This is a genomic window from Peribacillus sp. P4_D6 (assembly GCF_056401795.1).
Genome location: NZ_JBFUIQ010000121.1, coordinates 1 through 11,485, shown reverse-complemented (window position 1 = coordinate 11,485; position 11,485 = coordinate 1). Strand labels below are relative to the sequence as shown.

Here is an 11,485-nt window from a genome sequence, read left to right as displayed (position 1 = left end):
TGAAAGAGATACCAATGGCGGCCTCAATTATACGAACCAAATGTTCGATTGCTCCAAATGACAACATTTCAAGTTGATTTCGCTTAATAGAATCATGTTTAGAAAGTATCCTTTTGACTTCAAGTTTTAATACTTCTTTTTTTAAAAAAAATAAGACTGTAGGCAAAAGGGTTCTATTTAAAAGATAAACAAAGTTGATTGGAACGGAAGGTRCGAGCCTCCTGCGGGAAAAGCGTGTCGAGGGAAACCCCGCAGGAGCAAAGGGCGCCGAGGGCGGACCGCCCGCGGAAAGCGAGTGCCTGGAGGCTACGTTAGAATTTATTATTATCGGGGTTTGACTACAGCCGGACGCATTCTAAAAGGATGCGTTTTTTTATGTTTTTAATCATCATTTTTTACATATGCAAATCTGAATTGCTTATGAATTAATACATATGTCCTGATGATTGTATGTGTGATATGGGTGAGGACAGATGGCGGTATGGGTGCCATTCATACAATATCCTCAAAGCTGGCATGAAAGTTGCTTAATAAGTAATAAGAATAAAAGTGAGGTGCTAAAATGTCAGAGGAAATTAAGGTTATTGAAAAACGTCAATTGGATAATCCACTGCAAGAATTCCAGGATATCTTAAAAGAAGCGATTCATGTTTTGGACTATCCAGAGCAGGTTTTTGATTTTTTGAAAGCGCCAATGCGTTTTCTGGAAGTCTGTATTCCTATTCAAATGGATAATGGCGAGACAAGGATGTTTCAAGGGTATCGTGCTCAACATAATGATGCAGCCGGTCCAACGAAAGGGGGAATCCGGTTTCACCCGGATGTCACTCCTGAAGAAGTTAAGGCATTGGCCGGATGGATGAGCTTGAAATGCGGAATAACCGATCTTCCATACGGAGGGGCAAAAGGCGGCATTGTGTGTGATCCGAGACAGATGAGTTCATCTGAGCTTGAACGATTAAGCAGAGGGTATGTCAGGGCAGTAAGTCAAATAGTGGGCCCTACAAAAGATATCCCGGCACCAGATATGTATACGAATTCACAAATCATGGCCTGGATGCTGGATGAATATGATCATATCAGGGAATTCGATTCACCGGGCTTCATTACAGGAAAGCCTCTGAGATTAGGAGGATCGAAGGGCAGGGAAAAAGCCACTTCCAAGGGCGTATTATATACACTTCAAATGATTTGTGATTTAAAGGGGATTCCCATTGAAGGCATGCGGGTAATCATCCAGGGATTCGGGAATGTTGGCAGTCATTTAGCATTGTATTTACATGAAATGGGGGCAAAGGTTGTCGGAATAGCGGATGAACTTGGAGGTTTATATGATCCGAATGGATTGGACATTCCTTACCTTTTGGAGAACAGGGACTCTTTTGGGGTCGTTTCGAACTTATACAAAGATTCATTATCCAATCAAGAATTATTGGAAAAAGAGTGTGATGTGCTGATCCCCGCAGCCATTAGCGGAGTGGTGAATAAGGATAATGCAAAACGACTAAAATGTGAAATCCTGATTGAAGCAGCAAATGGGCCGACGACAAAGGAAGCGATCAAGATTCTCGATGATAAAGGTATAGTGCTAGTCCCGGATATTTTGGCGAATTCAGGAGGGGTAATTGTCTCGTATTTTGAATGGTGCCAGAACAATCAAGGTTATTACTGGACGGAAGAGCTTGTAGATGAACGATTGAAGGAAAAGATAACGGCCAGCTTTTTGAATGTCTACCATACTTCACAAAAATATTCCATGAACATGAAAGTGGCTGCTTATATTGAAGGGATTCGCAAAATAGCAGAAGCATCCCAGCTTCGGGGGTGGATCAGGTTCTGAACGAATTAGGGTTTACAAGAAAGGAGGCAATCCGTTGAATTTTGATATTCTTTCCGAAAATAAAGAAAACCAGGCTATTCATCATTATTGCTTATTGTCACAAGATTATAGATATGATGTAACCATTGTATATTCGGCCCAGTTTTTCGGTAAAGCAATGGTGACTTCCATGCAAAGCGGAAGAATGATCCTGCTTTGTGCCAATGATATTAATTTAGATCAGTACTGGGCTCCGACCCTTGGCATTGAACAAGAAGATATATCTGAGTTCCAAAACTTTCTAAGGTTAGTTTTACAAACCCCATTTCATTTTGAAGAATACTGAAGGAAGGAATGATGTAAATGTACGTTGATGTGATTCTTAGCCCTTGTGATGGCAGGATTGAAAAAATTTCAATATCCAAAAATTCGAGATTTTACGAATGGGAACAATTATTTCAGATTAAGAAGGCAGATGGAAGTGTGGAAATCATTGATATTGGTGTCAGCGGGAAAATAGAAACTTTGGAGGTATTGGAGGGCGAACCAGTGGTGGCCGGCGAGGTCCTCGCCTATTTTAAAGAAGATTTATTTGTGACCGGCAGCGATTAATATAAAACGAAAGGCTGTTTTCGCATACTTTGTTGCTATTTACGAAGTAGTGCAGTGTGGTTGATTTCCCCTCCGGGTGCTCGCTTTCCTTGGTGCGGGCGGTGAGCCTCCTCGGCGTAAACGCCTGTGGGGTCTCACCTGTCCCGCAGCTCCCGCAGGAGTCTCGCACTTCCGCTCCAATCAACCTAAAATAGTTTCGTTTTAAAAACAACAATCTTTACGAAAAGAGCCAAACAAAAAGAAGATGATATGATTCATCTTCTTTTTGTTTTATCCGATAATCCTCCACTTCTCTCTTATTATCATGGTCCCCTATACCCCAATTTTGCAGAAACCCGATTCCCAGTTTCCATCACATTCTTAATGAGGAAATCGAGTCTTTCATCTGTCAGGTTAAAACTTACAAAACCAATGCTCACCGCACCGTGAACTTCCCCAAAATGGTTCAATATCGGTACGGCAACAGAACATGTTCCCTCTGTTCTTTCACTGTGACTGATCCCATGTCCCTTCGTTTTAGTCTCTTGCAATATATCCCAAAAAGCTGCTCTTTCTTTAGTTGGCAGAAGAGCATCTACGATTTTTTTCGTTTGATTATATGGCATATAGGCAAGCATCGCTTTATTGGCAGCCCCGATATGCATAGGTACACGTGAGCCAAGCTGGTCATAAACCCGGATTTGGCTCTTTTCACTGTCGATCCTTTCGATAACGAGTGATTCCATCCCGATTGGTTGGCTTAGATAGACGCTTTCCTCCACTTTGTTCATAAGCCTTTCGAGTTCAGGTCTTATTTGACTAATGTAATCCATTTTGTCATACATGCGTAAACCATATTCGAGCCAAATATTCCCCAAACCATATTGTTTGGATTGCCCGTCCTGTTGAATTAATCCATGCAAGGACATTGCCTTTAACAAACGATGCATGGAGCTGACAGGAAGATCACATTCTTGGGAAAGTTCCGTAATTGACAGCCAGTTTTCCGAAGAATTGGATACCAGCACCTTTATAACGTTCATGGCGCGGTCGATTGATTGCATATAAAAACCACCTATCTTTCCATACAAGTTAAATAAAAAGTTAATTTATTTGAAAATTTAAAACATATTGACATTATACCAAAACTAAATTTATAATAAAAGAAAAATTCCTATTGGCGGAAACGTTTTCCGCTATGCGGAAAAGGAGGGAGAGGCAGTGACATTTTGTTCGTCCATGTACAAACCATTGGAACGTGTCATTGTAAAACATCCGAAAGAAGCTTTTATTAGTCAAGAGCATTTAAGCCAAACATGGGAGAACTTCAACTTTTTGGAAGAGCCAGATTTCAACGAAGCGCTAACAGAGTATGGTGACTTTATATCCATTTTGGAGAAATATGTCCCAAACATCGATTATTTGCCAGCATCTTCGGTAGTTGGCATTGACTCCTTATATGCGCATGACCCAGTAAAATTCACTATCCAAGGGGCCATTATTTTAAAGTCGGGGAAAGAATCGAGGCAGCCTGAAGCGACTGTATACAAGGAATACTGTAAGGAAAAGAACATCCCGATCATTGGGTATTTAACGGGTGATGCGGTCGCGGATGGCGGTGATATCGTTTGGCTTGATGATAAGACCTTGGTTGTCGGGCATGGTTATCGTACAAACGCTGAAGCCATTCGGCAATTAAAGGAAATGACCGCACATCTTGTGGATGAATTCATCGTAGTTCAGCTTCCGCATGATCAAGGAGAGGCAGAGTGTCTCCATCTCATGTCTTTCATCAGCATGGTCGACCATGATTTAGCGGTAGTTCATTCCCGCCTTATGCCTGTCTTTTTCAGAAAACTGCTTATTGAACGAGGCATTCAGCTTATCGAAGTGCCGATTGATGAGTACTTGAACTTGGGGTGTAATGTGCTTGCCATAGCTCCGCGGGTTTGCGTGATACCTTCTGGTAACGCTTACACGAAGCAAAAGTTAATTGATGCGGGAGCGACAGTTTATGAGTACAAAGGAACTGAAATCAGTTTCAAKGGCACTGGAGGTCCTACCTGTTTAACCTGCCCGGTGGTGCGTACAAATATTGATGAAGGGGGATTGAAATGAGTCAATTACTATGGGATACTCCAGAAACGCTCCGTGCTTTGTTGTGTGAACTTGTTAGCTGGGAAAGCCGGACTCTTACACCAGGGGAGCGAATGTTCCCTTATAAGGTGCAAGAGAAATTAAGGGAGCTTGATTATTTTAAAAGGAACCCGGCACACTTATCGCTTCACGAGGCAGATTTAGGAAGGAATTTTGTCAATGCCTTTTATAAACATCCCGATAGCAAGGAGACCGTAGTATTAATTAGCCATTTTGATACGGTTCATACTGAAGAATACGGTGACCTTGAGACTCTTGCATTTCAACCAGAGGAGCTCACGAAAAAACTTCATGATAGGAAAGATGATCTGCCGGAAGAAGCGCGCATTGATCTGGAATCAGGAAAGTACTTGTTTGGTAGAGGAACGATGGATATGAAAATGGGGMTTGCCCTTCATATGGCTATCATCGAAAAGGCAAGCATCGAACAATGGCCGATCAATCTCCTGTTGTTAACGGTTCCGGATGAGGAAGTGAATTCTGCGGGAATGAGGGCTGCAGTTAAAGAACTGGTGGCTTTACGGGATAAATATGACCTTTCCTATAAAATGTTTTTTAATAGTGAACCGTCCTTTTCACAGAAACCGGGTGATAATAATCATTATATTTATTCCGGAACTTTGGGGAAAATCATGCCCGCTGCCCTTTTTTATGGGAAAGAAACTCATGTAGGTGAGCCATTAAAGGGCATAACCGCTAACTATATAGCCTCGTTTCTCACGCAGCTCATGGAGTGGAACACTCTTTTTCTGGAAAGTGACCTTGGCGAGGAAACACCTTTACCAGTATCGCTTCAGCAAAAAGATCTAAAACTACAATATTCAACACAGACACCTTATCGGGCAGCCGCGCTTTATAATGTGTTCATCATGAAAAGAACAGCTGCAGAAATAATGGATCTATTCGAGCAGGTTGCGAACGAAGCAGCGATGAAATGCAATGAATCTTATAAAGAACTTTGCCTGCGTGAAGAAATTGAAGGTGTGGGCGAAGTACAAGTATTGCGCTACGAAAAGTTACTTTCATATGCCGAGGGCAAATTTGGCGGGAGTTTTGTTGAGCAAATAAAGAGTGAAGTTAAAGGAAACAAGGATTTGGATGAACGGGAAAAATCAGTGCGGATCGCTGAAAAATTGATGATACAATGTCAGGAGCTTTCACCCGCCATTGTATTGCTGTTCGCACCGCCATATTATCCAGCCGTCAATTCGTCCGATGATCCGCTTATCATCGAATCTGTGAAATTAATGAAGGAATCTGCCAGAAAGTTTGATGAAGAAGTCAGCCAAATTCATTATTTTAATGGCCTTTGCGATTTAAGCTATGTTCAATATACTGATGATTCTGACGGCTGGACGGCTTTTGAAAAAAATACACCAGTCTGGGGCGATACTTACAGCATTCCTTTTGCCGAGATGCAAAAACTTCAGGCACCCGTACTTAATGTGGGGCCATTCGGCAAGGATGCCCATCAGCGTACTGAGCGCCTTCACATCGATAGCGCCTTTGTCCATACGCCCGTTTTGCTTGAGAAGTTAATAAAGAGTATGTTTAAGTGTTTGGTTGAGAAGTGATGGTCCGACAGGAAAACTGGATTAATAGCATTAAACTTTAACTGGGGGTATTAAGATGAATGACCTTCCTAATGGTCCAATCACTTCCAAGCCGCTTAATCATAATAATAAGCCACTTAACCAACTAACGGAGTTGCCGGAAAAAGGGGTAAATCCTTTTGTATTAATGTTTATCGTAATTGTGATAGTGACGGTTCTAACCTATATCTTACCAGCAGGCCAATATGAAAGAATTGAAAAGGATGGCCGAAGTGTAGTCGATCCCACTTCTTTTGAATTCGTAGAATCAACACCTGTGGGATTATTGGAAATGTTCAGCAGTATTCATGCAGGGATGATTGAAGGAGCGTCAATTATCTTGTTCGTCTTTTTGTTTGGCGGAGCACTGGGAATCATGCAGGCAACAGGAGCACTGGATTCCTTCATTAAGTTTGTGGCTGTCCGATTCGGAACAAAAGAAAAATTGCTTATTCCGTTGATGGTATTAATCTTCGCATCATTAGGGACACTGATCGGCTCTGCTGAAGATGCATTAGTTTATATCGCCATCATTGTTCCGATGACGATCGCATTAGGCTTTGATGCACTTACTGGTTTTGCGATCGTCATCCTTGGAACATTGGCGACTGGATTCATTTCGGGCATTACGAACCCATTTAATGTTGGAGTTGCCCAAAGCATTGCAGAATTGCCCATGTATTCGGGAATGGGATTGCGAATCGCTCTTCTTGCAGTTTTTTATGTCGTTACAGTATTGTACATCTATTTTCATGCAATGAAGGTTAAAAGGAACCCTGAACTGGGGGAGTATGGGAAATTCAGGCGTGAAGAACATGGACAACTTGATAAATACTTTAGGATGAGCAAAAGACATAGCGCTGCTTTAATTATTTTATTGGTGAATTTCATCCTATTAGTCTATGGAGTTATTAAATTAGGATGGTATATAAGTGAAATTGGCGGCTTGTTTTTATTAAGCGGGATCATAATGGGCCTAATCGGAGGCTTGACTCCGTCCAAGATGGCTAATGGTTTTATTTCAGGAGCAGGCGATATGGTTTCCGGGGCATTGATAATTGGTGTTGCTCAGACAATCTTGGTCATCATTACAAGTGGCGGATTGCTTGATACCATTTTATATTATGCTGCAGGATTGGTTGAGCAGCTTCCTCCCGCCATAAATGCAATCGGAATGTTCATTGTCCAATTATTCCTTAACTTCATTGTTCCTTCAGGAAGCGGACAAGCAGCATTGACGATGCCGATCATGGCTCCATTAGCGGATTTAATGGGTGTGACAAGACAAACGGCAGTTTTAGCTTTTCAATTAGGGGATGGGATTTCAAATATGATATTTCCGACTTCTGGAGTGCTATTGGCTGGACTGGCAGTGGCCGGCATATCATTTACGAAATGGGTAAAATGGGTATTTCCCTATCTTTTGATTCAGGTTGCCGTAGCAATTATCTTTTTGATCATTGCTCAAAGCATACAGTATGGCCCTTTTTAAAGATCTGAAAAATCTGAATATTTGAACTAAGTGATCTAGGAGGCATTTATGATGAAGACAATACAGGAGACAGTTGTGGATGAAGTGATTTCATGGAGACGTCATTTTCATGAAAATCCGGAGCTCTCGTATCAGGAACACCAGACTTCCGAATTCATTTATAGGAAATTAAAAACCTTTACAGGATTAGAAGTGACAAGACCTACCGAAACGAGTGTTTTAGCGGTTCTCAAAGGCGCAAAAAAATCACCCCGAAAACTGAATACCATTTCTTTTCGTGCAGATATTGATGCACTCCCGATTGAAGAGGAAGCAGATATTGAATATAAATCAAAAAATCCTGGGGTTATGCATGCATGCGGACATGATGCACATGCTGCGATGTTATTAGGTGCTGCAAAAGTCCTCTCCGGGAAAATAGACGAGATTAATGGAGAAATTAGGTTCATTTTCCAACATGCCGAAGAGGTTCTGCCAGGAGGAGCTCAGGAATTGGTGAAAAAAGGGGTCATGGAAGGAGTGGATTATGCATTTGCATTGCATGTTACTCCTTATGAACGAACAGGAACCATATGTTTAAGGGAAGGGGTATTCTGTGCAGCAGCCGATGATTTTGAAATTAAAATCATTGGGCAGGGCGGTCATGCGTCTACTCCGGAATTAACGGTAGATCCGCTTATCATTGGTGCAGAAATAACGACGAATATTCAACATATCGTTTCCAGAAAAATTTCAGCTCTTAGGACACCTGTCATTTCAGTCACCCAATTCCATTCCGGAAGTGCGCTCAATGTCATACCTGAATATGCAGAAATCGGCGGTACCATTCGTTCCTTGGACGCTGATAGCCGAGTGAAAGCTAGGGAGTATCTAGAGCAAATCGTTAAGGGGATTTCAGAAGCGCATGGGGCAAAATGTGAAGTCACTTGGTATTTAGGGTATCCAGCGGTGGTGAATGATAAAGCTGCCGTTGATATTTCAAGAACGGTCATGGAAGGTATTTTTGAGGAAAATAATATCATCCAGGTTGATGATCCTATGTTTGGGACAGAAGATTTTTCGGCTTTTTCCGAAATCGTTCCCTCTTCCATGCAATTTCTAGGCGTCCATGATAATGAATTTGGAAAAGCTTATCCTTTGCACCATCCTAAATTTAAAGTCGATGAGAAGGCTTTAGGGTATGGAGTAAGATATTTTGTAGGAATAGCGGATAAATTATGCGGTCATCAAAATAATCGAGAAAGCATGGACTAAGAAGAGACATCCCTTATAGTTAAGAAAGACTTTCGGTTGTCTCTTCTCTCGCTTTTGTCATAGTTAAGCAACTGCTTGAACAGAAAAAGGTCAAAAAGGAATTTCATTTCAAAAAGGTGAATTTCCCACATTTTAAAAAATAAGCAACCTATTTAGGAGGAATATATATGTTTAATCACGCGATTGTAAGAAGAATTGGAAAAAGTTTTGTAAATGGCTTAACAACATCGGATTTAGGAAACCCGAATTATGAAAAAGCGCTTGTACAACACGAGGCTTATGTAGAAGCATTAAAACAATGCGGTGTGAAAGTGACCGTTCTCGAATCGGATGAGAGGTATCCTGATTCCACGTTTGTAGAAGATACCGCGGTGTTGACGCCAAAATGTGCCCTTGTAACCAATCCTGGAGCAGAAAGCCGGAATGGTGAGATTAATGAAATGAAAGAAGTTTTAAAGGACTTTTATGACACAATCGAATATATTCAATCTCCAGGTATGTTAGATGGCGGGGATGTAATGCAAGTTGAGGATCACTTCTATGTTGGCCTTTCAACCAGAACGAATGAAGCAGGTGCTCTGCAGTTCAAAGATATCATGGGTAAGTATGGTTATGGCACGACCATCATTCCCCTTAAGAAATTCTTTCATTTAAAAACGGGTGTCAATTATCTGGGAGACAATAATTTATTAGTGGCAGGAGAATTCATTAATCATGAGGCTTTTTCTAGCTTTAATCAAATCATCGTAAAAGAGGAAGAAGAATATTCCGGTAACTGCGTCAGAATGAACGACTGCGTTATTGTCCCGAAAGGGTTTGAGGGTACAAAGAAAAAAATTGRAGAATTKGGATACACCGTGATTGAAGTGGAAATGACTGAATTTCAAAAACAAGATGGCGGCCTTAGTTGTCTCTCATTGAGGTTCTAAGATGGTCTGGGAGAAGGCATAGGCTAATAGATAAGATAAGGACGTGATTATATGGGGTATGGACTGGAGAATAATGATCAGCTGCAACGCTCAATGAAAAGACGCCATTTATTTATGCTTTCACTTGGCGGCGTAATTGGTACAGGCCTTTTTTTAAATGCTGGCTATACGATTAACCAAGCGGGGGCAGGAGGAGCCCTGATCGGTTATCTAGCAGGCGGTCTTATTTTGTATATGGTCATGGTCTGCCTTGGCGAGCTAGCCGTTCATATGCCGGTTACAGGATCATTCCAAAAATATGCTGCCGAATATATTGGGCCTTCCGCTGGTTTCTCTCTAGGATGGATGTATTTCGTAGGCTCAGCCGCAACTGCAGGAGTTGAATTTACGGCAGCAGGAATATTGATGAAACAATGGTTCCCCCATAGTCCTACCTGGATTTGGTGTGCGGTGTTCATAGTGCTTTTATTTACATTGAATGCATTAACGACAAGAGGTTTTGCAGAGGCGGAATATTGGTTCGCTGGAATAAAAATCGTTGCAGTGATTTTGTTTATCTTGATTGGAATCGCTGGTATCTTTGGTTTTGTCTCTTTATCTGATCGTCCAACCCCATTCTTCGAGAATTTGGCACCTTCTGGTCTATTTCCAGCTGGCGGCATTACAATTATCTTTGTGACAATGATGAATGTAATATTTTCTTATCAAGGCTCAGAACTTATAGGAATAGCGGCAGGTGAAAGTGAAAAACCTGAAGAAAACATTCCTAAAGCCATTCGAAACGTACTATTTAGAATCATTGTTTTTTACATTTCATCCATTATCATCCTTTCCGCCATATTCCCTTCTTCGGAATTAGGTTTATTGGAAAGTCCTTTTGTAACTTTGATGAAGATAGCGGGGATTCCTTATGCAGCAGGTATCATGAATTTCATTATATTAACAGCCATTCTTTCAGTGGGGAATTCATGTCTTTATGCATCTACAAGGTTACTTTGGTCGATGGCCCATGATGGGATGGCACCAAAAGTGTTTGGTCTATTGTCCAAAAGGAAAGTGCCCTTGAATGCCCTTCTTTTTACAATCTGCTTTTCGCTTCTCTCGTTATTGACTAGCTTCATAGCGGCGGATACTGTGTTCGTGATACTAATGTCCATAGCGGGTATCTCCGTCACGATTTCATGGATGGGAATTGCTTTATCGCAATATATGTTTAGAAAGAAATTTATTAAAGCGGGTGGCAAAACGGAAGACTTACAATACATAGTACCGTTTTACCCATTCGTCCCGTTGTTTTGTTTAGGCTTTTGTTCGCTGATTCTAGTATTCCTTGCCTTTGACCCTACTCAAAGAGTTGGACTGTTTTATGGAATAGGATTTTTGGTAGCCTGTATATTATTCTATAAATTTAAATTGGCTAAGAAAGCAGAGTCGAACACGAACTTGGAAAATGAAAAAATATTGTAATAGAGTCCCTATATTGATTACCCGTTCGTATAAAAGGTTAGCCAGTTATTTAAACTGTACCCTATAGAGTAGACACTAAAAAAAGGTCTGCTCTGTAGGGTACTTTTATGTATAATGAAAAAAATGGGAGAATCGGAGAACAATTAAATGCCAAAAAAACTCTTTACTGAGAAAGAAATAGAAA

10 protein-coding genes are annotated in these 11,485 nt (G+C 41.1%); 9 read left to right on the top strand and 1 reads right to left on the bottom strand.

Annotated elements, in window-relative coordinates; translation table 11 throughout:
• Positions 1–562: 562 nt before the first annotated feature.
• From AC1DVB_RS22130 to AC1DVB_RS22120, 3 genes are read left to right on the top strand one after another with little or no spacing between them, the layout of a single operon-like run.
• A complete protein-coding gene (locus AC1DVB_RS22130; protein WP_477590960.1) occupies positions 563–1,840 on the top strand; it encodes a Glu/Leu/Phe/Val family dehydrogenase in 1,278 nt (425 codons plus the stop codon).
• A 34-nt stretch (positions 1,841–1,874) separates the two neighbouring features.
• A complete protein-coding gene (locus AC1DVB_RS22125; protein ID WP_034307765.1) occupies positions 1,875–2,165 on the top strand; it encodes an SAV0927 family protein in 291 nt (96 codons plus the stop codon).
• A 17-nt stretch (positions 2,166–2,182) separates the two neighbouring features.
• Entirely contained in the window at positions 2,183–2,431 is a 249-nt protein-coding gene (locus tag AC1DVB_RS22120) for a biotin/lipoyl attachment domain-containing protein (protein WP_057277871.1), read from the top strand.
• Between the two features lie 302 nt (positions 2,432–2,733).
• Here the strand turns inward: AC1DVB_RS22120 and AC1DVB_RS22115 are convergent, their stop codons facing one another.
• Positions 2,734–3,474, bottom strand: coding sequence for an IclR family transcriptional regulator (locus tag AC1DVB_RS22115; RefSeq protein WP_098865372.1), 741 nt, complete (start codon positions 3,472–3,474; stop codon positions 2,734–2,736).
• A gap of 175 nt (positions 3,475–3,649) precedes the next feature.
• Here AC1DVB_RS22115 and AC1DVB_RS22110 point away from each other — a divergent pair, with 175 nt between their 5' ends.
• The 6 genes from AC1DVB_RS22110 (at position 3,650) to AC1DVB_RS22085 (ending at position 11,301) form a co-directional block, all read left to right on the top strand.
• On the top strand, positions 3,650–4,528 hold the full coding sequence (locus AC1DVB_RS22110; RefSeq protein WP_477590962.1) for a dimethylarginine dimethylaminohydrolase family protein: 879 nt from the start codon (positions 3,650–3,652) through the stop codon (positions 4,526–4,528).
• Positions 4,525–6,141 (top strand): M20/M25/M40 family metallo-hydrolase, encoded by a 1,617-nt coding sequence (locus AC1DVB_RS22105; RefSeq protein WP_477590957.1) that lies wholly within the window; start codon positions 4,525–4,527, stop codon positions 6,139–6,141. The genes AC1DVB_RS22110 and AC1DVB_RS22105 overlap by 4 nt, the downstream gene beginning before the upstream one ends.
• A gap of 166 nt (positions 6,142–6,307) precedes the next feature.
• A complete protein-coding gene (locus tag AC1DVB_RS22100) occupies positions 6,308–7,651 on the top strand; it encodes a YfcC family protein (RefSeq protein WP_328118600.1) in 1,344 nt (447 codons plus the stop codon).
• A gap of 48 nt (positions 7,652–7,699) precedes the next feature.
• Complete coding sequence (locus AC1DVB_RS22095; protein WP_477590955.1) at positions 7,700–8,905, top strand: amidohydrolase; 1,206 nt, start codon at positions 7,700–7,702, stop codon at positions 8,903–8,905.
• A gap of 167 nt (positions 8,906–9,072) precedes the next feature.
• Entirely contained in the window at positions 9,073–9,834 is a 762-nt protein-coding gene (locus tag AC1DVB_RS22090) for a dimethylarginine dimethylaminohydrolase family protein (RefSeq protein WP_477590953.1), read from the top strand.
• A gap of 51 nt (positions 9,835–9,885) precedes the next feature.
• Positions 9,886–11,301: an amino acid permease gene (locus AC1DVB_RS22085; protein ID WP_034307751.1), complete on the top strand. Its 1,416-nt coding sequence runs from the start codon at positions 9,886–9,888 to the stop codon at positions 11,299–11,301.
• The last annotated feature ends 184 nt before the right edge of the window (positions 11,302–11,485 follow it).

Excerpts from the sequence above, each read along its gene's own strand:
- AC1DVB_RS22130 (WP_477590960.1), top strand. The coding sequence starts at position 563 with ATGTCAGAGGAAATTAAGGTTATTGAAAAACGTCAATTGGATAATCCA.
- AC1DVB_RS22120 (WP_057277871.1), top strand. The coding sequence starts at position 2,183 with ATGTACGTTGATGTGATTCTTAGCCCTTGTGATGGCAGGATTGAAAAA.
- AC1DVB_RS22115 (WP_098865372.1), bottom strand. The coding sequence starts at position 3,474 with ATGCAATCAATCGACCGCGCCATGAACGTTATAAAGGTGCTGGTATCC.
- AC1DVB_RS22100 (WP_328118600.1), top strand. The coding sequence starts at position 6,308 with ATGTTTATCGTAATTGTGATAGTGACGGTTCTAACCTATATCTTACCA.
- AC1DVB_RS22095 (WP_477590955.1), top strand. The coding sequence starts at position 7,700 with ATGATGAAGACAATACAGGAGACAGTTGTGGATGAAGTGATTTCATGG.
- AC1DVB_RS22085 (WP_034307751.1), top strand. The coding sequence starts at position 9,886 with ATGGGGTATGGACTGGAGAATAATGATCAGCTGCAACGCTCAATGAAA.